Source organism: Devosia riboflavina, from assembly GCF_000743575.1.
In the GTDB taxonomy this organism is placed as follows: Bacteria; Pseudomonadota; Alphaproteobacteria; order Rhizobiales; family Devosiaceae; genus Devosia; species Devosia riboflavina.
The window spans coordinates 103,638-125,937 of the sequence record NZ_JQGC01000033.1 but is presented as its reverse complement, the minus strand read 5'-3'; the positions used below and the strand labels follow the sequence as shown (position 1 = coordinate 125,937).

Here is a 22,300-nt window from a genome sequence, read left to right as displayed (position 1 = left end):
ATGGTCGGATGAGTCGGCCGTCGATTGCGTGTGGGAGTCGTTCTTGGCCAAGTTCGCCGGCAGCCGGGCCTTTGTCGTCGAGGATGAAACGCTGGTGCTCTTCGGTCTCGAAGATGCGCTTGCCGATCTCGGATGCGAAGTGGTGGCGCAGGCGATGCGCCTCGATCAGGCCATTACGGTGGCGGAAACGCTCGGGCCGGTCGATGTCGCCATCCTTGACGTCAATATCGGGGGCACGACTGTGTTTCCCGTAGCGCAGATTTTGAAAGAGCGCGGCGTGCCGCTGGTTTTCGCAACCGGGTATGGCCGGGCCGGTCTGCCACCCGAATGGCAGAGCCATGCCGTCATCGTCAAACCCTATTCCCAGCAGGATATCGAGCGGGCCCTGACGCCCTTGCTGGCGGGCCGTATCGTCGAATAGGCCGCTTTCCCAAGAGCAGGCCTTTACCATCGTCTTCAAAGCGCAATAATACACATTGGGTTTGCTGCGATTTCTGCCATAAGCTTGGTTTCCAGGGCCCAAGGGTCTTTGGTTATCTGGCGTTCTGGGGGAATGCATGAAGATTATGATCACGGGGGCGATGCTGGCAGCCAGCCTTGCCCTCGCGGCTCCGGCATTGGCCGTATCGGGTCAGTGCTCGTTGACGGGCTACGACGAGTTCGAGTGCGAGGTGGAGACCGATGGCGGCGGACTGACCTTCGCCTTGCCCGACGGCCAGACCTTCGCATTTGTTCTTGTCGAAGAAAATGAAGGGCTCGGCTATCTCATCGCGGCCGACGCGAGGCCCGGACAGCTTCCCGGCGACCTGGGCACGTTCGCGCCGCTCGCGGAAGAACCCGGCTGCTGGCAGGCGGAGCGGGACGAGGTCAAGTTCTGCGCCCTGGTGTTCGAATGAAGCTGGCGCGCGCCAGTTTCGCCGCATTGCTGGCCATGCTGATGGTCATGCCGGCGGCGATGGCCAAGGAAGCGCGCTGCTTCACCACCGACGACGGCGAATATGGATGCGACTTTCAGCGGCTCGACGAGGCCGGCAGCTTCCGCATTTCTGCGGCCGGCAAGCCGACCTTCGAACTGTGGATCGAGGCAGACGGGCAGGGCTTTGTCAGCGCCACCTATGAAGCGGGCGGACGCGCCGTGCCCCTGCCGGGAACCTATTTCAGGGCCAAGAAAGACCGGGCCTGCTGGAAGAGCGACGCGACCGAAACGGAAATCTGCGCGTGGTAATGGACGAATTCAGTATTGATATCGATGGCGCGACACTGACGGGCGTCGAACTGGGCGATGGCCTGCCGGTGGTGTTCCTGCATGCAGGCGTGTGCGACCATCGCATGTGGCACGACCAGATGCGGCTGGCTGCCGACAATGGCTGGCACGCGATCGCCTATGATCGGCGCGGCTATGGCGATGCGGTCAGCGCCGACGAACCCTTCAGCCATCTCGACGATCTCGAGGCGGTTCTCGACGCCTTCGATATTCATGCTGCCATCTTTGTCGGCTGCTCCATGGGCGGCGGGCTGGCGGTGGATTTTGCCTTGAAGAACCCCGGCCGGGTCATTGGCCTCGTGCTGATCGGCACCTCCATCACCGGTGCGCCCTGGACTGCGACGGCGGAGGAAAGCGCCATCGAAATGGCCGAGGAAGATGCCTGGGAGCGCGGCGATCTCGATCTTCTCAACAAGGTCCAGGCGCATGAATGGCTTGATGGTCCGCGGGCCCAGAGCGGCCGCGTCGGCGGCTCCACGCGCGAACTGTTTCTCGACATGAACGCCAAGGCGCTGGCCAAGCCGGCACTGACGCGGGAAGAGCCGCGGCCCGACGCCTGGAGCCGTGTCGATGCCGTTACGGCGCCCACCATGCTGATCGTCGGCGATGAGGATTTTACCGCGCTGATCGAGCGGCACGAGCATCTCTCCGAGACCATGCCCAATTCCTTCGCTGCGGTGCTCGAAGGGGTAGCGCATATCCCCAGCATCGAGCGGCCCGATCTCATCAACCGCATGCTCGACGAATTTCTCGATGCGCTGGCGGGAGAGGATCTCGAGCCGGACGACGACGAATAGTCGCGAACAGCACTCATCGGCCTCGCGAGGTGATTCCGCAGATGGCGCTAATCCCTTGGTGGCAAATCTAAAACTCCATCGTCATTGCCCGGCTTGTCCGGGCAATCCATCGAGCCGCAGCATGGACCGCCCGGACAAGCCGGGCGGTGACGACTGAGGGGGAATTTTGGTTGATGTGAACCAATCGCCGCTCACACGGCGATAATCCCATCCAGATGCTTGTCGATGCTCGGTGTCGGCAGGTTGGTCAGGTCCTTGTCGAGTTCGGCAAGAATGGTCTTTTTCACATGATCGGACATGACCTTGCGCAGATTGCCCAGGGCGATGGGCGCAGCCGCAATCACCAGACGATCGAAGGCGCCATCCTTGGCCTTGCGGTCAAGCACTTCGGCCACCGAGCGCACGAATTCGGCTTCCCGGTGCTGGGCCGGGTCGGTCTTGGGCTCCATGGCGGAACGGGCGGAGCCGCCAGAAGAAAAGCCGCGGCCGGGGCGGTCGGAATTGATGTCCTGGCTCTGGAGCGGCTCGATGGACCAATCCAGCCCCTTCACGGTCGCCAGTCCTTTTCCGGGTCCGGTATTTTCCAGCACTCGGGCCTGAGTACCATCCGCGATCAAGATCCAGGTGACGGTCTTTTTCATTCGCTGCTCCTGCAAGTTGGTCTGGCTGGAACCGGGTGTTGCGCGGCTCCCTGAGGCCAAACGTCCAACACTCTGAAAGGTTGGCCTTTTCGATCAGCAATGCAAGACAAAGCGATCACAAACTCTGATTGGTCGGGAAAGGCCGGGGCTGTTAGTGCTCACCTGCGCCCTGGTGGCGCGGAGTCTTTCCATGACCTTGCCCGAACAGGCGCCCGACACGGTCGAGCCTGCACCGTCCTCCCTGTCGTCCGATCCCACAGAGACCCGCAACGGCGTCATGGCCGCGCTCGGCGCCTATCTCCTCTGGGGCTTTTTGCCGATCCTCTTTCATCTGCTCGAAGCCGCCGGCTCGGTGCTGATCGTGGCGGAGCGGACCCTGTTCTCGCTGGTCCTGCTTGTCGGCATCCTCGCCTTCGGCGCCGGGTTCCAGGAGGCGAAGCGGCTGCTGAGCAATTGGAAGACGTTTCGCGTCGTCGCGCTCTCGACGACTCTGCTGGTGGTCAATTGGCTGATCTATGTCTGGGCCGTGGAATCGGGGCAGGTGCTTGAAGCGAGCTTCGGCTATTTCATCAATCCGTTGATCAACGTCGCCATCGGCATGATCCTCCTAGGCGAACGCCAGAACCGGCTCCAGACCATTGCCATCCTGATTGCCGTCGCGGCCATCGCCATTCAGGCCATTGGCCTTGGCAGCATTCCCTATGTGGCGCTGAGCCTTGCCCTCTCGTTTGGCTTTTACGGCTTTTTCCGCAAGACGGCGCCATCGGGTCCGGCCACCGGCCTTTTCGCCGAAACGGTTATCGCCGCGCCCTTTGCCCTGGCCTATGTGGTCTTTGACCTTGCGACGCGCGGCATCGGTCCGCATGGCGACCCACAGACCATGATTCTGCTGGTGCTTACGGGTCCGGCGACGGCCGTGCCGCTGCTGCTCTTTGCCTATGCCGTGCGCCGCCTGCGGCTCACGACGATCGGCATGTTCCAGTATCTCGCGCCCTCCATCCAGTTTCTCGTCGCCGTCTTCCTCTTCGGCGAAGAGCTCAATGGCATGCGCCTCCTGAGCTTCGTGCTGATCTGGCTGTCGCTGGTCGTCTTTTCCTATGACAGTTTCAGGCAACGCAGCCTGGCGCGGGCCTAGTCGCCGGGGCGCGTTCCGCGGATCACGGCCGCGATGTCCTCGAAGGTCCGGCCAAGCGGCGTGGCCTCTCGCCAGACAAGGGCGAGGTGGCGGCCAGCGCGCGGATCATCGAGTTGATGCACCGCGATACGTGGGTCGCTGGCCTCCTTCCGCAGCGAAATCTGCGGCAGCAGCGTCACGCCCTGCCCACTGGCGACGAACTCCACGATCGTCGAGAGCGAAGTCGCGGCAAAGGTACGGGTCGAGCGCTCGCCTTCGAGCCGACAGGCCGAGATGGTTTGATCGCGAAAACAGTGGCCCTCGTCGAGAAGCAGGATGCGCTCAGGTTCGAGCGCGGCCAGCGAAACCGGCTCCGCCGTCAATTCGTCGCTGGGCGTTGCCAGCACGAATGGGTCTTCGAAGAGCGGGGAGACCACCAGCCTGGGGCCGCCTGCAGGTGGCTCGGAGGCGATGAGCGCGATGTCGAGGCTCCCATCGCCCAGGCTTTCCAGCATGGCTTCGGTGCGGCTCTCGCTGATGGTGAATTTGAGCGCCGGCAGCTCCCGGGTCAGGGCCGGGAAAATCTCTGGCAGCAGATAGGGCGCGACGGTCGGGATCAGGCCGAAGCGGATGGGCCGGTTGGGCTTGCCGACATTGCGCATGGCAAAATTGTCCAGCGCCTCCGATGCCGCCACGGCGGGTCGAGCTAGTTCGATAAAATCGCGCCCGAAGGGGGTCAACCTTACCCCCGATTTCAAGCGATCGAAGATCGTCGAGCCGCAAAGCGTTTCGAGCGCCAGGATTTGCTGGGACAGGGCCGGCTGGGAAACGGCGCATTCATCGGCCGCCTGGCCGAAATGGCCGGTTCGGGTGACGGCGAGCGCATATCGCATCTGGCGGAGCGTAATTGTCACGATAATTTCTTCCTATCGGTGGAGAAAGAATAATCGATTGGCCTAATGAAAGCCACCTGCCTATAACGCGCCTCAGCAGCAAAGGAGCCCCATATGACTGACACGACGAATTCTCCTCACGGCGAGGCCCCCGCCGGCAAGTGCCCGGTGGATCACGGCAGTGCCAAGGTGCGCGCCAACCGCGACTGGTGGCCCAATCAGCTGCGCGTTGACCTGCTGAACCAGCACTCTGCCAAGTCCAATCCGCTCGATTCCGGCTTCAGCTATCGCGAAGCCTTCAAGAAGCTGGACTATGCGGCGCTCAAGAACGACCTGCGCAAGCTCATGACCGACTCGCAGGACTGGTGGCCGGCCGACTTCGGTCATTATGGTCCGCAGTTCGTCCGCATGGCCTGGCACAGCGCGGGCACCTATCGCCTCAGCGATGGTCGCGGCGGTGGCGGCCGTGGCCAGCAGCGTTTCGCGCCGCTCAATAGCTGGCCCGACAACGTCAATATCGACAAGTCGCGTCGCCTGCTGTGGCCGATCAAGCAGAAGTACGGCCAGAGCATTTCCTGGGCCGACCTGATGATCCTCGCCGGCAATGTCGCGCTCGAAACCATGGGCTTCCGTACCTTCGGCTTTGCCGGTGGTCGCGAAGACACGTGGGAGCCGGATGAAGACGTCAACTGGGGCACCGAAACCGAGTGGCTGCAGCACCGTCCGCTCGACAAGTTCGACCGTGGTCTCGGCGCCACCGAAATGGGCCTCATCTACGTCAATCCCGAAGGTCCGGGCGCCAATGGCGATCCGCTTTCGGCGGCAAAATTCATCCGCGAAACGTTCAAGCGCATGGCGATGAACGACGAGGAAACCGTTGCCCTGATCGGGGGCGGCCACACCTTCGGCAAGACCCATGGCGCTTCGGCCGAATCCTACAAGGGCGTCAATCCGGAAGCCGCAGACCTTGCAGAGCAGGGCTTTGGCTGGACCAGCTCCTATGGCACCGGCCACGGCGCCGACACCATCGGCAGCGGCCTCGAAGTGACCTGGACCCAGACCCCGGCCCAGTGGAGCAACTTCTTCTTCGAGAACCTCTTCAAGTTCGAATGGGTGCAGACCCGCAGCCCGGCCGGCGCCATCCAGTGGGAAGCCAAGGACGCCGACGCGGTGATTCCGGATGCCCACGACCCGTCCAAGAAGCATCGCCCGACGATGCTGACCACGGACCTGTCGCTGCGCTTCGATCCGATCTACGAAAAGATCTCGCGCCGTTTCCTCGAAGATCCGCAGGCTTTTGCCGAAGCTTTTGCCCGCGCCTGGTTCAAGCTGACCCACCGCGATCTTGGCCCGCGCTCGCGCTACATCGGCCCGGAAGTGCCGAAGGAAGAGCTGATCTGGCAGGACCCGATCCCGGCAGCCACCGGCGTTCTCGTCGACGCCGCTGACATCGCAGAGCTCAAGCAGAAGGTTCTGGCCTCCGGCCTGACGGTTTCCGATCTCGTCGGCACCGCCTGGGCCTCGGCCTCGACCTTCCGCGGTGGCGACAAGCGCGGTGGCGCCAATGGTGCTCGTATCCGCTTGGCTCCTCAGAAGGACTGGGCCGTCAACCAGCCGCTCGAACTGGCCCGCATTCTCGAAGCTCTCGAGACCATCCGCACCGAGTTCAACCAGAACGCTCGCGGCGGCAAGCAGATCTCGCTCGCCGACCTGATCGTGCTGGCCGGCAATGCCGGTATCGAGCAGGCCGCTCGCGTTGCCGGGCACGATGTGACCGTGCCCTTCACGCCGGGCCGTACTGACGCGTCTGTCGAGCAGACCGACGCGGCAAGCTTCGACTATCTCGAGCCGCCGGCCGATGGCTTCCGCAATTACGAGAACCCGGCTCTGGCGGCTCCCGCCGAAGTCGTGCTGCTCGATCGTGCCCAACTCCTGACACTGACGGCGCCGGAGCTGACAGTGCTTATTGGTGGTCTCCGCGCCATCAACATCAATGTCGGCGGCACCGAGCATGGTGTTTTCACCAAGCGTCCGGGCGTTCTCACCAACGACTTCTTCGTCAACCTCCTCGACATGAGCACGCAGTGGAAGGCGACTTCGGACGCCAAGACGCTCTACGAAGGCACCGATCGCAAGAGCGGCGAAGTCAAGTGGACGGCAACCCGCGTTGACCTCGCTTTCGGCTCCAACTCGGTGCTGCGCGCCCTGGCCGAAGTCTATGCCAGCGGCGATGCGCAGACCAAGTTCGTCAGCGATTTCGTGGCTGCCTGGACCAAGGTCATGAATGCGGATCGCTTCGATCTGCTCTAGTTCGCACTAGGCGAAAAGCTCTTGGGCCTCGGGGAAAATTCCCGAGGCCTTTTTTGTCGCCGCCGGGGATAAGGCAATTTGAATCAATTGCTCCCTAATGCTTTCAGCACTCCCAAGCGACTCTGCGGGCACCTTCACTCCATCTATGCGGCATCCCGCCCGGAGAAGGTTATGAGTGAATTTGAAGAAGGCCGCCGCGCATTTGCGAGCTTTCGTGTGCTGAATGGCGAGGATAGCCATTCGGAGCGGGATCAACTGATCCGAAACATGGCCAAGCTCTTCAGCTTCGTTTCCGACCGGTGCGACGATGAACAGGTTGTGCAGTACGACGAGGCGCTCTGTCTCCTTGCCGAGCTGGTCGAGGTCGAAGCCCGCGCCCATGTGGCAAAAATCCTGGCGCCGCTGCAGCGGGCGCCTGGCACCGTGGTGGTCAAGCTCGCCAATGACGACATCGAAGTCGCCCGGCCGCTGCTCGAATTTTCCAATGTGCTCAGCGATGACGACCTGATCGACATCATCGAAAAACAATCCGAGGCGCATCGTGCCGCCATTGCCGGCCGCGCCACGGTAACCGAGCGCGTCGGCGAAGCCATTGTCGAGCACGGCGATTCTTCTTCGGTCATCAAGCTGGTTCGCAATGCCAATGCCGAGATTGGCCGCACCGCGCTCGAAAAGCTCGTTGAGCGCGCCAGCCACGACGCGGCCATCGCCGAAGACCTGCGCAACCGGGCCGAGATCGACTGGAAATCGCTGCGCGGCGAAATCGACTCCGTGGCCGACAAGGTTCTCGAAACCCTCGGCGAGGTCGATGGGCGCTTCGACCCAATCACCGCCGGCAAGGTCAATGCCGTCGTCTACAAGCGCATCCGCAACCGCGCCGGCTTCAATGCGCAGGAATGGAAGGTCGCCTATAATCAGGTGCGCGCCCTGACCGACCGCAAGCAGCTCGATGATCGCGCACTCGCCCGCTTTGCCCGCTTCGGTTATGGTCACCACGCCGCAGCCGCCATTGCGGTGATGCTACGTGTGGCTCCGGAAATCGTAGTGAAATGGCTCGCCAGCCAGGACTATGCGGCTGTCACCGTCGCCCTGCGCGCTGCCGGGCTCCAGTCCGACCTCTTCGGCGCCATCGCTCCCACCTTGCCCTGGCGCGACCTGCCGACCGCGGATCATCAGGAGATGATGGTCAGCCGTTTCGAGGCGCTCGACGAGGAGGAGGCCCGCAACATCTTTGAGCTGTGGCGCGCCCATTCCTTCCGGCGCCGCACCGCCGCGGCGTCATCTCATATGCAAGAGTCGCACGCGATGACGGCCTAGGAACTCAAACGCCGCGGTTCACAACGCGGCGTTTTCGTTTTGCCGGCAATTGCTGATTGATCCCGTCGATTGCTTCTCAACCCCTATGCTGTCCTCGGGCGTGACCGGATCAAGTCCAATGGCAGCATGGTGGGTGATTAATCGCACCACCCCTCAATTCCGCCAAGAAACCACTAGACCTCGTCTCTCCGCTAGATATAAAGATATCTTTATATCTGTTTCGCGAGGGTGAAGTGTCTGAACTGGTCGGTGTATTGAAGGCAGCGGGGGAGAACACGCGTTTGCGTCTCCTGGCGCTGCTCGCCGATGGCGATCATTCCGTCAAGGACCTTACCGAGATCCTCGATCAGAGCCAACCCCGCGTTTCTCGTCACCTCAAGCTGCTTGCCGATGCCGGCCTTATCCAGCGCCATGCGGAGGGTGCCTGGGCCTACTATGGTCTCGCCCCGCACGGTCATGGTGCCGAACTCGCGCGCTGGCTCGTGGCCCGTATCGATCACAACAGCCTCGAGCGCCAGCGCGACCGGGATCGGCAGGCTGCAGCTCTCGCCGCGCAGCAGGCCCTGGCGACAGCCTATTTCGCCAAGGTGGCCGATAGCTGGGACCTGCTCAAAACCCTGCATGTACCGGAAGAGGCCGTCGAAGCGGCGCTGCTCGAAACGCTCAATAATCGCGTCGTCGACCTCCTTGTCGATCTCGGCACCGGCACCGGCCGCATGCTCGAACTTTTGGCGCCGGCCTATAAGCGCGCCATTGGCGTCGATTCGAGCCGCGAAATGCTGGCCGTCGCCCGTTCGCGCCTTGCGGCAGCCGGGCTCAACCAGGCCCAGGTGCGCCTCGGCGATATCGCCGCTCTCGATTCTGCCATCGGCCTTGCCGATGTCGTGGTGATCCACCAGGTGCTGCATTATTTCGACGATCCGGGCCGAATGCTGGGGCAGGCGCGACGCCTGCTGAGGAGCGGCGGCGAAATCCTGATCGTGGATTTTGCGCCGCATGCTCTCGAATTTCTGCGCACCGAGCACGCCCATCGCCGGCTTGGCCTGTCGCGGGAACAGATGACGGGCTGGGCCGATGCCGCCGGATTGCAGGTGCAATCGGTGCGCGAATTTCCCAGCAAGACCAAGGATGGCGGGCTGACGGTATGCCTCTGGCGCCTCAGCGACCGCGCAAAGACGGAATAGAACCATGATCGACGACGACCATCGCGCCAGTCGCCTGACCGCCGACAAGCGCCCCGAATTGCAGATTTCCTTCGAATTCTTCCCGCCCAAAACCGATGCGATGGAAGAAAAGTTCTGGGAATCGATCAACAAGCTGGCGCCGCTGAAGCCGCGCTTCGTTTCCGTGACCTATGGGGCAGGGGGGACCACCCGCGAGCGCACCCTGCGCATGGTGCGTCACATCACGTCTGATACGGGCGTACCGGCCGCTGCGCACCTCACCTGCGTCGGCGCCTCCAAGGGCGAAATCGACGACGTCGTGCGTGGCTTTGCCGAGGTTGGCGTCAAAAGCATCGTCGCGCTGCGTGGCGATCCGCCGGAAGGCATCGGCCAGCCGTTCACGCCGCATCCGCAGGGCTATCAGAATGCCGCCGATCTCGTGGCCGGCATCCGCAAGCTGGGCGATTTCGACATTTCCGTCGCCGCCTATCCCGAAAAGCATCCGCAAAGCGCCGATTGGGACGCTGACATCGACAATCTCAAGCGCAAGATCGATGCGGGTGCCAACCGCGCCATCACGCAGATGTTCTTCCGCAATGCGGACTATCTGCGTTTCGTCGAGCGTGCCCGCAAGGCTGGGGTGACCGCGCCGATCGTGCCGGGCATCCAGCCGATCCACTCCTTCAAGCAGATATCCGGTTTCGCCGCCCGCTGCGGCGCTTCGATCCCCGATTGGCTGGCCGAGCGTTTTGACGGGCTGGACGCTGATCCAGATACCCACGCTTTGGTTGCCGCGGCGGTCGCTGCCGAACAGGTGACCGAGCTCCTCGATGAGGGCGTCACCGAGTTCCATTTCTATACGCTCAACCGCTCCAATCTGGTGCTGGCGCTGGCGCGTTTGCTCGGCCGTCGGCCGGACTAAACCCGCGTTCAGCTTTCATTCAGCTTGTTGGCGGCAAAAGGATGTGAACTGGTGGTTCATAAAATGGCCACCAAGTTCGCCTTGAAGGGCGGATCAATCGCGACGCAAAGCGGAGCCGACTAGAGCTATGAAGATGGATCGTCGCCTGACCAATGGCCTCGCCTGGGCCGGGGCGCTGCTCGTCATCGGCATTCCTGCCGCCGATTTTCTCACCGGCACCTTTGCCAGTTCCGGCACGCCGAGCGTGACGGTGGTCGACGCTTCGCCCGTGGCCGCGGAGGCTGCTGCGGTGGTGCCGCCAGCCGCGCCCAAGCCTGTAGTGGCGGACGCGCCCAAGACCGCTCCGACGCCCGCCGCCAAGCCACAAGTGGTTGCCAGCGCTGCAGACCCCGTTTCGGCCTTCCAGCAGTCAGGCAAGCCACTCCCGAGTTACATCACCGGGGGCGACAGCCCGTCGACGGCTGCACCGGCCAAGCCTGTCACCCAGCCAGCCGCGCCAAAGCCCACGCAGGCCGTCACGACACCGGCCCCGGCGACGCCAACCCCGGCTCCTGTCGAGCAGATTGCCGCCTTGCCTGCCAAGGTCGCTCCGACGCCCATGCCGCTTTCCATGCGTCCGCAGCCCGTCACGGTTCCCCTGGCCACAAACCAGCCGCTGATCATCGACCAACCGACCGCGGCTCCAGCAGCGCCGGTGCAGCAGCAGCCAAACGACTTCGTTACGGCGGAAGATCTCGAAGATTGGGAATCGGGCCCGCTCAACGAATTCCTCGCCCGTCGCGGCGAACAGAGCAGCGCCACCTATCGAGTGCAGCAGAACGCTCCGGCCCCGGCTTATGGCAGCAATGGCTTCTGGCTCGACGAAGGTCCCCGGAGCCAGCGCTATAGCGACGACGACGTCTATTACACGCCATTCTGATCGGCGAGGGATGGGCGGCTCCCATGCGCGGGAGGGCATGGACCCAGGCGCAATGCCCGGATAATCTGCGCGTCTTATTCTTTAGGCTGACTCGATTGGCGTGAGGGCCAGGCAGATGTTGTGCTGCGTACGCAAGGCGGAAGAAAATCGCGATGTCTGGCAGAAGCTTTCGAGCTTCCTCGGCTCGTTTTCGCGCCGCACGGGCGTGGCTGGCCACATTGCCAATATCCTTGATCCCGATACCTGGCTGCCCGGTGGCCGCGAGGCGGCCTTCACGCTCGCGCTGATCGCCCTTTCCGCCAAGATGGCCATGGCCGATGGCGCGGTGACCGCTTCCGAAGTTCGCGCCTTCAACGCCACCGTGGAAATCACCAAGGGCCAGGAGCCCCAGGTGGAGCGCCTGTTCAATCTCGCCAAGCAGGATGTCGCCGGCTACGAGGCCTATGCCCGCAAGGTCGCACGCTTTTTCGCCGATACGCCCGAGACGCTGGAACATGTGCTCGATGGCCTCTTCTTCATCGCCACGGCCGATGGGCTCGTGCACGAAGCCGAACTCGACTATCTGCGTTCGGTAAGCTCCATCTTCGGTTTCGACGAAGTGCGCTTCGAGCAGATCGCGGCCCAGCACGTCATGCTCGAAGAGGGCGTCGATCCCTATGTGGTCCTCGGCCTGTCGCATGAAGCCCCGCCCGAGGAAGTGCGCCGCGTCTATCGCCTGCTCGTTGCCGAGCACCATCCGGACCGCCTGATCGCCAAGGGCGTGCCCGAGGAACTGATCGACGTCGCCACAGCCCGCATGGCTGCGATCAACCTTGCCTATCAGGCCATCACCAAGCCGCGCCCGCAGCCGCTCCTCACCTGATCTTCGCGCTTGACGCGGGGCAGGGTGCGCCCCTACATCGACGCGCCAGTTGACCGGGTGACCGCGGGCAGTGGGGTAACCTGCTGCCGGAGGAAAGTCCGGGCTCCTTCGAAACACGGTGACGGCTAACGGCCGCCGGGGGCGACCCCAGGGAAAGTGCCACAGAAAGCAAACCGCCTCGGCCTGGCTGGGGTAAGGGTGAAAGGGTGCGGTAAGAGCGCACCGGGCGTCTGGTAACAGAAGCCGCACGGTAAACCCCACCGGGAGCAAGACCAAATAGGGATGACGCGGGGTTTCGGCCCCAGCCTGTTTCGAGGCCAGATCATCCGGGTTGGTTGCACGAGCGTCCTGGCAACAGGCGCCTCAGATGAATGGTCACCACGTCGCGCCTCGGCGCGGCCCTACAGAACCCGGCTTATAGGTCAACTGGCGTTAACCTCTTCACGGAACTGCCATAATTCCGCCTGCGCGGCGCCACAGCCATGACTGCGGGTTAATGTACATTACGGCTACATTGCGATAAGTTTATGATTTCATTGAGAGATTTTATCAGCGCGCAATGTTGCGGCAATACTGGGGTGGTTATCTCTGTCTCGTCAACAACACACGGAGACACTCCAAATGAAGAAGATCATTGCTCTCGTTTTTGCCACTGCCATGGTTGCCGGCGCTGCCGCTCCGACCTTCGCCGCCACTTCGGGCGACAACTGCTCGTTCAAGGACAAGGCCCTCTGCGTCACCGAATCGCTGGTTGACGTAAACAACGGCTAATCGCTGTGGCCTCCGGGCCGAACATTTGAGATTCTCGGGCCTTCGCCTGAGTGTCTGGCACCATCCGCCGACGGCTCAATTTGTGGTCAACCATAGCCACACGATCTGAGCCGTCGCGGCCAATTTCGGCTTTTGCGGTAATGCTTGGGCAAGGCGGCACAACTAGAAGCCACGGTATTTCGTATCTAGGAGATCTTTTGATGAAAACCATTTTTGGAAGCATCGTCGCTGTATTGCTCATTTCCGTGACTGCGGCTCCGAGCTTCGCTGCGTCTGCCACCGACCCGAACAATTGTGTGTTCAAGGACCCTTCGCTCTGCACGAACGAGAGCATCGCTCCGCTCGCCAATGAAGCGCCTGCTCACTGGGTCGTTTAATTCGGCAGCATCAGCGCCAATGTTTGAGCCCCTGGACCCTCCCGGCCCGGGGCTTTTCCTTTTCCGGCATAGGTGATACTCGGCGCCCCGCTCTTGCGCGCTCCCCCTCATGGCTTTAATGCGAACCCTTCGCTTTTTCCGCCGTAGACCGGCGGCACACGCTGTAGGAGTTTGAGCGCGATGCCCCTGGCCACACCATACTACCTGATCGACGAAACTGCGCTCGATCGCAATCTGGCCCTGATCGACCAGCTCAGGGCGCAATCGGGCGCCAAGTGCCTGCTGGCCCTGAAATGCTTCGCCACCTGGTCCGCCTTCGCCCAGATGGCGCCCCACATGGATGGCACGACCTCCTCTTCGCTCAATGAGGTCAAGCTCGGCCGCGAAAAGTTCGGCGGCGAGACCCATGCTTATTCCGTCGCCTGGTCCGATAGCGAGATCGACGAGGCCATCGCCAATGCCGACAAGATCATCTTCAATTCCGTCGGCCAGCTTGAGCGCTATGCTGGCAGGGCCACGCATCTGCCCATAGGCCTCCGGGTCAATCCCGGCGTCAGCCACTCCCATTTCGATCTCGCCGACCCCGCCCGCCCCTTCAGCCGCCTTGGCGAATGGGATTTTGCGCGCGTCGAGGCCGTCATGGATCGCGTTTCGGGCTTCATGCTGCACTGCAATTGCGAGAACGACTCGCTCGAAGCCTTTTCCGTATTGCTCGATCAGTTCGAAGCCAGGCTCGGCCCTCTGCTGGAACGCTTGGATTGGGTCAGCCTCGGCGGCGGCATCCACTTTACCAAGCCCGGCTATCCGATCGACGGTCTTGCCGTGCGCCTGAAAGCCTTTGCCGAGCGCTTCGGCGTCCAGGTCTATCTCGAGCCCGGCGACACAGCCGTCACCGATACGACGACGCTGGAAGTCAGCGTTCTCGATATTGTCGAAAACGGCAAAGCCGTCGCCATAGTCGACAGTGCAGTTGAAGCACACATGCTCGATCTTTTAGTCTATCGTCAGAGCGCCGCAGTGGCGCCGGATGCTGGGCCTCATCGCTATTTCATTGCAGGAAAATCCTGCCTTGCGGGCGATGTGTTCGGTGAATTCGACTTTCCCGAGCCTTTGCGCGTTGGAAGTCGCATATCGCTGCTCAATGCGGGCGGCTATACTATGGTGAAGAAGAACTGGTTCAACGGCGTCAACATGCCGTCCATAGCCATCCGTCGGAAAAGCGGTGAAATCGAGCTCGTGCGCGAGTTCGGCTATGCCGATTACGTCTCCAGCCTGTCCTGATCCCGGCTGGGCAATGTCCACCACCAAGAAGGTGTTTCGTGCCAATTGAAAAAGAACATTCTGATCATCGGTGCCGGAGGTGTCGCGCAGGTCGCAGCTGCTAAGGCTGCCATGCACAATGATGTCCTCGGTGACATCAACATCGCCTCCCGCACCGTCGAAAAATGCGAGTCGATCATTGCCGGCATTCTTGAGCGCAAGGTGCTGAAGCGCCCTGGCCTCATCGCCGCGCATCAGCTCGACGCCATGGATATCGAAGCGACCAAGGCCCTGATCCGGCGCACGAAAAGCCAGATCGTGCTCAATGCTGGGTCGGCCTTCCTCAACATGTCGGTGCTCCGCGCCTCAATCGAGACGGGGGCCGCCTATATCGACACGGCCATCCACGAGGACCCGTCAAAAGTCTGCGAAACGCCGCCCTGGTATGGCAATTACGAGTGGAAGCACCGCGAGGAATGCGAGCGCAAGGGCATCACCGCCGTGCTCGGCGCCGGCTTCGATCCGGGAGTCGTCAATGCCTATGCCGCGCTCGCTTCGCAGCACTATTTCGACCGGATCGATTCCATCGACATCATCGATGTGAACGCAGGCAGCCACGGCCGCTATTTCGCGACCAATTTCGATCCCGAGATCAATTTTCGCGAGTTTACCGGCACGGTCTGGAGCTGGCAGCAGAGCCAATGGACCCCGAACGAGATGTTCGAGGTGAGCCGCACCGATGATCTGCCGGTCGTTGGCACGCACAAGACCTATCTCACCGGTCACGACGAGGTGCATTCGCTTTCGGCCAATCTCGGCGTGCCGGATATCCGGTTCTGGATGGGTTTTGGCGAGCACTATATCAACGTCTTCACGGTGCTGAAGAATCTCGGCCTGCTTTCGGAAAAGCCGGTTGTCACTGCCGAGGGCCAGGAAATCGTGCCGCTCAAGGTCGTGAAGGCCGTTCTCCCGGATCCCGCGTCGCTCGCGCCCGACTACGCGGGAAAAACCTTCATTGGCAATCTGATCAAGGGCACGCGCAACGGCGCCGATACCGAAATGCTGATCTACAACATCTGCGACCACGAAGAGACTTTCGCCGAAACCGGCAGCCAGGCGATCTCCTATACGGCCGGCGTGCCGGCCGTTGCTGCAGCGATGCTGATCGCTAGAGGTGAGTGGGATTGCCACCACATGGCCAATATCGAGGAATTGCCGCCGGTGCCGTTGCTGGCTTTGCTCGAAACCATGGGCCTGCCGACCCGCCTTCGCGACGCCAAGGGCGATCGGAGCTTTGTGGGCGAAAAGCTGCCGGAGCAGAAGAAGGCACGCCTCGGCGCCTCCTGACAGTAAGACAGCGCCGAAATATCGGCGCTGTCAAAAGTCCGATCGAGGGGCTGGGGTTAGGCGCTGAACCTCACGGCCACGCTAGTTCCCCCTCGCGCCGTCTCATAGCTGACGTCTGCGGCAAGCGAGTGGGCCATTGCCTTGACGATGCGGCTGCCGAGGCCAGTGCCCTGCGGCTTACCCGTGCCGGTCCAGCCGATCCCGTCGTCCTCGACGCGCAATTCCACCTGATCGTCGCGCCGCGCCATGAAGATGCGGACCTCACCGGCTTCGCGGCCGGAATAGGCGTATTTGAGCGCGTTGGTCACCAGTTCAATCAGCATGACGCCGAGCGAGGCAACCTTTTCGGTCGCCAGCAGCAGCGGTTCGACGCTGACCTTGAGGCTCGCCGTCTGCCCTTCGAGCTGCACCGAGGTTTCGAGTTCGCCCACCAGCGAGCTGATATAGTCGGCTACCTGCACCAGACGAACGTCGTCCGAGGTATAGAGATGGCGATGCACGCCGGCGATGGCGTGGATACGCGCCTGCGTCTCGGCCAGCGCGCTCTTGGCCTCGGCATCGGTCACGGCATTCGCCTGCAGGCCCACCAGGGCCGCCACCATGGCGAGGGAATTGGCCACCCGATGGTTGACCTCTCCCAGCAGCATTTCGGCACGTTCGCGCGCTTCCAGCGTCTCGCGCTCGGCCTGGGCCTTGGCGCGGTTGAGGCGCACACGCTCAATGGCATGCTCTATTGCCGTCACGAGCAGTTCCATGAACTCCTCGGACAGCGTCTTGGGCACATAATCAGTCGCACCGGTCTTGAGCGCGGCTACGGCCACGGCGGTTTCGGCCGAGCCGGTCACGTAAACGACTGTCGGCTTTTCCTCGAATTCGCCGAGGGCGGCGAGCACATCGAGACCCGTGCCGGTGGGCAGGTAGTGGTCGAGCACCACGACATCGATGCCGCCCTTGCGGACCAGCTCCAGGCCTTCCTCGCCGCTGTTGACGTGATCGAAGATATAGCCACGCCGCTGCATGGCCTTTTCCACCAGGCGCGCGAGGCCCGGATCGTCGTCAATATAGAGCACATGCGGCGTGCGGTTCGGCATGGTCTTAGTCGGCCTCGGGAATCTGCATGACCGAGAAGAATAGGCCCAACTGCTTGATGGCGTTGGCGAATCCTTCGTAGTCGACGGGCTTGGTGATATAGACGTTAGCGCCAAGATCATAGCAGCGCTGGATTTCGCGCTGGTCGTCCGTGGTGGTCAGCACGACGACCGGAGAGCGCTTGGTGTGGTCGTTGCCCTTGATCTTTTCGAGGATGTCGATGCCCGTCATGTCGGGCAGGTTGAGGTCGAGCAGCACCAGCAATTGCCGACCCTTGTTGACCGAACCAGTCCCGTCCGGGCCGAGCAGATAGGCGAGGGCCTCGGTTCCATTGGTGAACGGAACGATCTGGTTGGCGACACCGGCGCGCCGAATGTTCTTTTCGATGAGGCGCGCATGGCCTTCATCGTCCTCGATCATGATGATGGTCACTGGCCGCGCGTCGTTCATTGGCTCGAAGTCCCCAGATGGCTGCGCAGGTCGCGCGGCAGATTGATGATGAAGGTCGTCCCTTGCCCGAAGGTCGAGCGGAGCGTCACGTCGCCGCCGAGGCTTCGGACCATGGTGCGCACATGCGCCAGGCCAATGCCTTCGCCCGGCTGGCTCTGCTTGCCCGAGCGGCGGAACAGTTCGAATACGCGTTCATGGTCGGTGTCGGCAATGCCCCGGCCATTGTCCTCGACCTCGATCTCCACCCGATTTCCCGGTGCGTGCTTGGCGCGGATGGCGACCTTGAGCGCGCGATCGGGCTCCTGATACTTGATCGCATTGTCGAGCAGGTTGCCCAGCACCTGTTCGATCGACAGGCGGTCGGTGACCAGCTTGCCCATGCGGATATCGGTTTCGATGGCGCCGCCATTGTCGGCAAGCTGATGGTGTATGGCAGCGGACGAGGCTTCGGCCACCTCGCGGATGTCCACAAGTTCGGGTTTGAGCTGCCGACGGCCCTCGCGGGAAATTTTCAGGATTGCGTTGATGAGCCCGTCCATCTTGCGGGTGGCAGCGCGGATGAAGGAGATGGCCTCCGGCAGTTCCTCGGTCGCGGCTTCGCGCGCTTCGATGAAATTGGGATCGGCGTCCGCTGGCTTGGACTCCATATAGCTGCGTAGCGCGCTGATGCTCGTTTCGAGCTCGCTGGTGAACCCCATGATATTGACGAGCGGTGCACGCAGGTCATGCGTCACGATATAGGCGAAGCGCTGGATTTCCTCATTGGCCTTGCCCAGGTCGGCCGTGCGTTCGCGCACGCGTTCCTCAAGGCCCGCATTGGCGTCTTCGACCTCGCGGCGGGCCTTTGCCAATTCGCCCGTATAGGAGAGCACTGCCCAGATCGCGCCGGAGACGACGATCAGAATCACAAGCCCGCCGATGATGGAAACCCAGCGCAGGGCATTGATCGTGCCGCGCTGGTTCGCCACGCCTTCGGTCAGGCGGGTGTCGACCGCCTCGATCAGTCCGTCGACAAAGGCCCGGATACGATCCATGGCCTGCTTGCCTTCATTGGTGCTGATCAGCGCAATGGCGGCTTCGCGATTGCCGGCCTGGGCCTCGGCAATCGTCCGGTTGAGTTCGTCGATCTTGAAATGGATATCCGCTTCGAGCGTGTCCAGCGGCTCCTGCGCCTGGGGATATGGTCCCAAAATTTCGCGCAGCCGCACAAGCTGTTCGTCCACCAGGGGCAGGGCGGCATTGTAGGGGTCGAGATAGGTTTCATCGAGCGTGATGATGAAACCGCGCTGGCCGGTTTCGAGGTCCTGCAACTGGGCGCGGAGGTCAACTGCGACGCGCCGTGCGATGCGGGCCTCTATGACTTCGTCGAAATAGCCCTGCGAGCGCTCGACGAGCCAGATATTGGTGCCGATGATACCTAGAAGTGCGAGAAGTCCGACCAGCAGGAGCAGGGCCGTTGAACGGACGAATGACTTGCTGGTGATCGGCATGAAGGGTTCCGCTGAGCGATGGCCTTACATGGCCCGAATGCACCGCCGCCGCAATAACATAGATTAATTGCAGGACGGATTTGATCGGCCGGCTCCGGAAGGTGCATGGGAAACAGAATCTTAAGCGTCCACATGCAATTGTCGGAAACGGTCTGCATGGTCGATCTTTGCGGCCTGAAGTGGAGTTTTGGTCAGTATGGGCAAGCGGCACCTGCCCGAATCCCCGGAGATGAATGCACCTCACATCCCCGTCCTTCTGGATGAGGTTGTGGCTGCATTTGCGCCGCTTGCTGGCCGGCGCATCGTTGATGGCACTTTTGGCGCGGGCGGTTATTCGCGCGCCTTGCTCGAAGCGGGTGCCGATGTCGTGGCCATTGACCGTGACCCCAATGTGAAGCCGCATGCCGAGCGGCTCGCTGCCGACTTTCCGGGTCGCTTCCATTTCGTGCCCGGCACCTTTTCCGAACTCGATGTGCTCGCAACGCCTTTCGCGCCCATCCATGGTGTGGTGCTCGATATTGGCGTCAGTTCCATGCAGCTCGATGAGAGCGAGCGCGGCTTTTCCTTCATGCGCGAAGGGCCGCTCGACATGCGCATGAGCCAGTCGGGCGAGAGCGCTGCCGATCTCGTCAACAATCTCGAACAGGAAGAGCTGGCCAACCTGCTCTATGCCTTCGGTGAAGAGCGCAAGTCGCGCCGCATCGCCCAGTTCATCGTTGCCGCCCGCGAAACCGCCGAGATTACCACAACGCTGGAACTGGCCCGCATCATCGAAAAGGCCATCGGCCGCAAGCCGGGCGACGCCCACCCCGCGACCCGCTCCTTCCAGGCCCTCCGCATTGCCGTGAACGGCGAGTTCGACCAGCTCGTCGAAGGCCTCTTTGCCGCCGAACGCCTCCTCGTCGAGGGCGGCATTCTCGCCGTCGTCACCTTCCATTCGCTCGAAGATCGCATCGTCAAGCGCTTCTTCGATCCCGACAAGGGTGGTCCCGCCCAGTCGCGCCACCTGCCGCAGATCAAGCTTGATCCTCGCCGCTGGGATCCGGTCGCCAAGGCGATCAAGCCGGGCTCCGCCGAACTCGAGCGCAATCCGCGCGCGCGCTCTTCGGTGCTGCGCAGTGCCATTCGCACCGGTGTCGAAGCCCGGCCCGTCTCGCATGACCAGCTCGGCGTGCCCGTCGTCAGGGGTTCTGCATGATCCGGCGCCTCAATATTTTCCTGATCTGCACCAGCATCGTCATGCTGGTGGGCGTCTATATGCTGAAATTCTCCATCGAAGGCACCGCTGCCGAGCGCACTGCCTTGCAGATTCATATTTCCGAACAGGAAGACGATCTGACCACGCTCAAGGCCGATTGGGCCGTGCTGAATCAGCCCGGCTATGTCGAACCCATCGTCCGCCGCCACGAGGCCGAGCTGGGCGTCACCCAAGTGCAGCAGGAACAGTTCGGCTCTTTTGCTGATCTGCCCATGCGCCCTGCCAAGCCCGACACCGCCGCCATGGACGCGCTTTTCCTGGCCATCGATGCGGGCGTCGACCCGATTGATGCCATTCTCGAACTGGAGGGGATCGAATGACCATAACTGCAGACGGTCTCGTCCCTACCATTTCCCTCGACGGCGTGCGCAAGGCGCGCGGCAATCTCACCCAGGCCCGAATCCGCTGGATGATTCTGGCGCTGGTGCTTGGTTTCGGCGCCGTTGGCGGCCGCCTTGTCCAGCTCGGGATGGTCGAAACCGATACGACCATCGAAGGCCAGACGCGCGACGCCATCACCGCGACCCGCCCGCCGATTCTTGATCGCAACGGCCTCGAAATGGCCGTCGATATCCGCGTGCCCTCGCTCTATGCCGAGCCGCGCCGCATCATCGATATCGAGGAGGCGGTCACCAAGCTGCGCACCGTGCTGCCCGATCTCAGCGAAGAATGGCTGCGTAACCGCCTCACCGGCGACAAGGGCTTTGTCTGGCTCAAGCGGGAGCTGACCCCGGCCATCGAAGAGCAGGTCATGCGCCTCGGCATTCCGGGCATCGATTTCATCACCGAATCCAAGCGCTTCTACCCGGCCATGAACGAGGCCAGCCATGTCCTCGGCTCCACCAATGTGGACAATCAGGGCATCGCCGGCATCGAGCGCCATATGGATACCGAATCCATCGCGCTGCTGCAGGAGCTGGGTCTCGCGCGCGGCAATGCGCTGACCCCGGTCGAACTCAGCATCGACATGCGCGTGCAGCATGTGCTGCACGACCAGCTGACCGATGCCATGACCCGCTACCAGGCCATCGCCGCTGCTGGCGCGATGATGGATATTTACACCGGTGAAATCGTCGCTCTGGCTTCCCTGCCGGATTTCAATCCCAATGATCCGGCCTCGGCACTGGTGAAAGACACGTTCAACCGCGTCACATCGGGCATTTTCGAGCCCGGCTCGATCTTCAAGACCGTGACCATGGCCGGAGCCCTCGATAGCGGCATGGTCCGCATCACTGACGACTTCGATGCTCGTTATGGCGTGCGCTTCGGTCGCTATACCATCGACGATTTCCACGGCAAGCACCGCATCCTGAGCCTGCCCGAGGTATACAAGTACTCGTCGAATATCGGCACCATCCGCGTGATGCAGGCTATGGGCAAGGACAACTACCGCGCCTTCCTGAGCCGCATGAAATTCGACGAGCGCGTGCAGTTCGAACTGCCGGAAATGCGTGTCCCCAGCGTTCCCAAGGAACTATCGGAAGTCGGCGCCGCCACGGCCTCTTTCGGCCATGGTCTTTCCGTTTCTCCGCTCCACATGCTCACGGCTTATGCCGCCTTCGTCAACGGCGGCAATTATATCGCGCCGACGCTCTACAAGCGCAGCGTGGCTGAGGCCGAACCGCTCTATGAGCGTGTCATCCAGCCCCAGACCAGCGCCTATATGCGCTATCTTATGCGCCTCAACGCCATTTCGACCGGCGGCTCGGGCTCGCAGATGAACAAGGCCGCTCAGGGCTATCGCGTCGGCGGCAAGACCGGCACCGCTGAAAAGGTGGTCGACGGCCGCTATTCGTCGAACAAGGTGACCAACTTTTTTGCCTCGGCCTTCCCCCTCGATAATCCGCGCTATGCGCTTGTTATCATGGTGGACGAGCCCAAGGCCGAAAACCCGCAGTCCGGCACCACTGCCGGCTGGAATGCCGGCACGGTCACCGGCAGGGTTGTGCAGCGCATCGCGCCCATGCTTGGTATTGCCCCGGATTTTGAGGGTTTGCTTGATCAGCAGATCGTTCCGCCAGAAGTCCGGCGGATCTTTCCAGAAGGATATTGATTC

Annotated in this window: 23 protein-coding genes and 1 other RNA gene; 19 read left to right on the top strand and 5 right to left on the bottom strand. The window is 62.1% G+C overall.

All coding sequences use genetic code 11. The features are described 5' to 3' along the window. The first annotated feature begins 43 nt into the window (after nt 1-43). From JP75_RS23075 to JP75_RS23060, 4 genes are all read left to right on the top strand, one after another. Nucleotides 44-421 carry a response regulator gene (locus tag JP75_RS23075; protein ID WP_035087265.1) on the top strand — a complete coding sequence of 126 codons (378 nt, stop codon included), beginning with the start codon at nt 44-46 and terminating at the stop codon, nt 419-421. 136 nt (nt 422-557) lie between these two features. Next, nucleotides 558-896, top strand: coding sequence for a hypothetical protein (locus tag JP75_RS23070; protein WP_035087262.1), 339 nt, complete (start codon nt 558-560; stop codon nt 894-896). After that, nucleotides 893-1,225 carry a hypothetical protein gene (locus tag JP75_RS23065; RefSeq protein ID WP_035087261.1) on the top strand — a complete coding sequence of 111 codons (333 nt, stop codon included), beginning with the start codon at nt 893-895 and terminating at the stop codon, nt 1,223-1,225. The genes JP75_RS23070 and JP75_RS23065 overlap by 4 nt, the downstream gene beginning before the upstream one ends. Further along, nucleotides 1,225-2,061, top strand: coding sequence for an alpha/beta fold hydrolase (locus tag JP75_RS23060; protein ID WP_051961251.1), 837 nt, complete (start codon nt 1,225-1,227; stop codon nt 2,059-2,061). The genes JP75_RS23065 and JP75_RS23060 overlap by 1 nt, the downstream gene beginning before the upstream one ends. 191 nt (nt 2,062-2,252) lie before the next feature. On the opposite strand, the gene JP75_RS23055 is transcribed toward JP75_RS23060, so the two are convergent. Next, a complete protein-coding gene (locus JP75_RS23055) occupies nt 2,253-2,702 on the bottom strand; it encodes a host attachment protein (protein WP_051961249.1) in 450 nt (149 codons plus the stop codon). Between the two features lie 190 nt (nt 2,703-2,892). Between JP75_RS23055 and rarD the strand changes: the two genes are divergently transcribed. Beyond that, the gene (gene rarD / locus JP75_RS23050) at nt 2,893-3,837 is read left to right on the top strand and encodes an EamA family transporter RarD (protein ID WP_051961247.1); all 945 of its coding nucleotides are present in this window, start codon (nt 2,893-2,895) and stop codon (nt 3,835-3,837) included. Here rarD and JP75_RS23045 read toward each other — a convergent pair. Then, nucleotides 3,834-4,730 (bottom strand): hydrogen peroxide-inducible genes activator, encoded by an 897-nt coding sequence (locus JP75_RS23045; protein WP_152565962.1) that lies wholly within the window; start codon nt 4,728-4,730, stop codon nt 3,834-3,836. The genes rarD and JP75_RS23045 overlap by 4 nt on opposite strands. 93 nt (nt 4,731-4,823) lie before the next feature. Here JP75_RS23045 and katG point away from each other — a divergent pair, with 93 nt between their 5' ends. The 11 genes from katG (at nt 4,824) to JP75_RS23005 (ending at nt 15,957) form a co-directional block, all read left to right on the top strand. Continuing rightward, the gene (gene katG, locus JP75_RS23040; RefSeq protein WP_051961243.1) at nt 4,824-7,019 is read left to right on the top strand and encodes a catalase/peroxidase HPI; all 2,196 of its coding nucleotides are present in this window, start codon (nt 4,824-4,826) and stop codon (nt 7,017-7,019) included. A gap of 171 nt (nt 7,020-7,190) precedes the next feature. Then, entirely contained in the window at nt 7,191-8,336 is a 1,146-nt protein-coding gene (locus tag JP75_RS25595) for a DUF2336 domain-containing protein (RefSeq protein ID WP_051961241.1), read from the top strand. Nucleotides 8,337-8,569: 233 nt separating this feature from the next. Beyond that, entirely contained in the window at nt 8,570-9,520 is a 951-nt protein-coding gene (locus JP75_RS23030; RefSeq protein ID WP_152565961.1) for an ArsR/SmtB family transcription factor, read from the top strand. A 4-nt stretch (nt 9,521-9,524) separates the two neighbouring features. Next, the gene (gene metF / locus JP75_RS23025) at nt 9,525-10,421 is read left to right on the top strand and encodes a methylenetetrahydrofolate reductase [NAD(P)H] (RefSeq protein WP_051961239.1); all 897 of its coding nucleotides are present in this window, start codon (nt 9,525-9,527) and stop codon (nt 10,419-10,421) included. Nucleotides 10,422-10,548: 127 nt separating this feature from the next. Next, complete coding sequence (locus tag JP75_RS23020; RefSeq protein WP_035087256.1) at nt 10,549-11,340, top strand: hypothetical protein; 792 nt, start codon at nt 10,549-10,551, stop codon at nt 11,338-11,340. A gap of 115 nt (nt 11,341-11,455) precedes the next feature. Further along, on the top strand, nt 11,456-12,202 hold the full coding sequence (locus JP75_RS23015; RefSeq protein WP_051961237.1) for a J domain-containing protein: 747 nt from the start codon (nt 11,456-11,458) through the stop codon (nt 12,200-12,202). A gap of 45 nt (nt 12,203-12,247) precedes the next feature. Beyond that, nucleotides 12,248-12,636, top strand: an RNA gene (gene rnpB, locus JP75_RS25625) — RNase P RNA component class A. A 187-nt stretch (nt 12,637-12,823) separates the two neighbouring features. Continuing rightward, complete coding sequence (locus tag JP75_RS26690; RefSeq protein WP_160194769.1) at nt 12,824-12,973, top strand: hypothetical protein; 150 nt, start codon at nt 12,824-12,826, stop codon at nt 12,971-12,973. Nucleotides 12,974-13,173: 200 nt separating this feature from the next. Continuing rightward, entirely contained in the window at nt 13,174-13,350 is a 177-nt protein-coding gene (locus tag JP75_RS26685; RefSeq protein ID WP_160194767.1) for a hypothetical protein, read from the top strand. A gap of 180 nt (nt 13,351-13,530) precedes the next feature. After that, complete coding sequence (locus JP75_RS23010) at nt 13,531-14,631, top strand: carboxynorspermidine decarboxylase (protein ID WP_035087255.1); 1,101 nt, start codon at nt 13,531-13,533, stop codon at nt 14,629-14,631. Between the two features lie 45 nt (nt 14,632-14,676). After that, nucleotides 14,677-15,957 (top strand): saccharopine dehydrogenase family protein, encoded by a 1,281-nt coding sequence (locus tag JP75_RS23005; RefSeq protein ID WP_051961235.1) that lies wholly within the window; start codon nt 14,677-14,679, stop codon nt 15,955-15,957. 56 nt (nt 15,958-16,013) lie between these two features. Here JP75_RS23005 and JP75_RS23000 read toward each other — a convergent pair whose 3' ends face one another. From JP75_RS23000 to JP75_RS22990, 3 genes are read right to left on the bottom strand one after another with little or no spacing between them, the layout of a single operon-like run. Beyond that, entirely contained in the window at nt 16,014-17,048 is a 1,035-nt protein-coding gene (locus JP75_RS23000) for a histidine kinase dimerization/phosphoacceptor domain -containing protein (RefSeq protein WP_035087253.1), read from the bottom strand. A 4-nt stretch (nt 17,049-17,052) separates the two neighbouring features. Then, on the bottom strand, nt 17,053-17,496 hold the full coding sequence (locus JP75_RS22995) for a response regulator (protein WP_035087251.1): 444 nt from the start codon (nt 17,494-17,496) through the stop codon (nt 17,053-17,055). Continuing rightward, nucleotides 17,493-18,986, bottom strand: a complete 1,494-nt coding sequence (locus tag JP75_RS22990) for a sensor histidine kinase (RefSeq protein ID WP_035087250.1) — start codon at nt 18,984-18,986, stop codon at nt 17,493-17,495. The genes JP75_RS22995 and JP75_RS22990 overlap by 4 nt, the downstream gene beginning before the upstream one ends. 196 nt (nt 18,987-19,182) lie before the next feature. On the opposite strand from JP75_RS22990, the gene rsmH reads away from it, so the two are divergent. Genes rsmH through JP75_RS22975 form a run of 3 tightly spaced genes read left to right on the top strand, consistent with a single transcriptional unit; the run spans nt 19,183 to nt 22,297 of the window. Then, nucleotides 19,183-20,184: a 16S rRNA (cytosine(1402)-N(4))-methyltransferase RsmH gene (gene rsmH, locus JP75_RS22985; protein ID WP_211199118.1), complete on the top strand. Its 1,002-nt coding sequence runs from the start codon at nt 19,183-19,185 to the stop codon at nt 20,182-20,184. Next, complete coding sequence (gene ftsL / locus JP75_RS22980) at nt 20,181-20,564, top strand: cell division protein FtsL (RefSeq protein WP_035087249.1); 384 nt, start codon at nt 20,181-20,183, stop codon at nt 20,562-20,564. The genes rsmH and ftsL overlap by 4 nt, the downstream gene beginning before the upstream one ends. Further along, nucleotides 20,561-22,297: a peptidoglycan D,D-transpeptidase FtsI family protein gene (locus tag JP75_RS22975; protein WP_035087248.1), complete on the top strand. Its 1,737-nt coding sequence runs from the start codon at nt 20,561-20,563 to the stop codon at nt 22,295-22,297. Before ftsL ends, JP75_RS22975 begins: the two co-directional genes overlap by 4 nt. Nucleotides 22,298-22,300 lie beyond the last annotated feature (3 nt).

Bases quoted from the DNA above. Each gene is read 5' to 3' on its own strand.
- rarD (WP_051961247.1), top strand. From the start codon at position 2,893: ATGACCTTGCCCGAACAGGCGCCCGACACGGTCGAGCCTGCACCGTCC.
- JP75_RS25595 (WP_051961241.1), top strand. From the start codon at position 7,191: ATGAGTGAATTTGAAGAAGGCCGCCGCGCATTTGCGAGCTTTCGTGTG.
- JP75_RS26690 (WP_160194769.1), top strand. From the start codon at position 12,824: ATGAAGAAGATCATTGCTCTCGTTTTTGCCACTGCCATGGTTGCCGGC.
- JP75_RS22990 (WP_035087250.1), bottom strand. From the start codon at position 18,986: ATGCCGATCACCAGCAAGTCATTCGTCCGTTCAACGGCCCTGCTCCTG.
- JP75_RS23020 (WP_035087256.1), top strand. From the start codon at position 10,549: ATGAAGATGGATCGTCGCCTGACCAATGGCCTCGCCTGGGCCGGGGCG.
- JP75_RS23015 (WP_051961237.1), top strand. From the start codon at position 11,456: ATGTTGTGCTGCGTACGCAAGGCGGAAGAAAATCGCGATGTCTGGCAG.
- katG (WP_051961243.1), top strand. From the start codon at position 4,824: ATGACTGACACGACGAATTCTCCTCACGGCGAGGCCCCCGCCGGCAAG.
- JP75_RS23055 (WP_051961249.1), bottom strand. From the start codon at position 2,702: ATGAAAAAGACCGTCACCTGGATCTTGATCGCGGATGGTACTCAGGCC.
- JP75_RS26685 (WP_160194767.1), top strand. From the start codon at position 13,174: ATGAAAACCATTTTTGGAAGCATCGTCGCTGTATTGCTCATTTCCGTG.
- rsmH (WP_211199118.1), top strand. From the start codon at position 19,183: ATGGGCAAGCGGCACCTGCCCGAATCCCCGGAGATGAATGCACCTCAC.
- JP75_RS23060 (WP_051961251.1), top strand. From the start codon at position 1,225: ATGGACGAATTCAGTATTGATATCGATGGCGCGACACTGACGGGCGTC.
- ftsL (WP_035087249.1), top strand. From the start codon at position 20,181: ATGATCCGGCGCCTCAATATTTTCCTGATCTGCACCAGCATCGTCATG.
- JP75_RS23000 (WP_035087253.1), bottom strand. From the start codon at position 17,048: ATGCCGAACCGCACGCCGCATGTGCTCTATATTGACGACGATCCGGGC.
- JP75_RS23065 (WP_035087261.1), top strand. From the start codon at position 893: ATGAAGCTGGCGCGCGCCAGTTTCGCCGCATTGCTGGCCATGCTGATG.
- JP75_RS23070 (WP_035087262.1), top strand. From the start codon at position 558: ATGAAGATTATGATCACGGGGGCGATGCTGGCAGCCAGCCTTGCCCTC.
- metF (WP_051961239.1), top strand. From the start codon at position 9,525: ATGATCGACGACGACCATCGCGCCAGTCGCCTGACCGCCGACAAGCGC.
- JP75_RS23010 (WP_035087255.1), top strand. From the start codon at position 13,531: ATGCCCCTGGCCACACCATACTACCTGATCGACGAAACTGCGCTCGAT.
- JP75_RS22995 (WP_035087251.1), bottom strand. From the start codon at position 17,496: ATGAACGACGCGCGGCCAGTGACCATCATCATGATCGAGGACGATGAA.
- JP75_RS22975 (WP_035087248.1), top strand. From the start codon at position 20,561: ATGACCATAACTGCAGACGGTCTCGTCCCTACCATTTCCCTCGACGGC.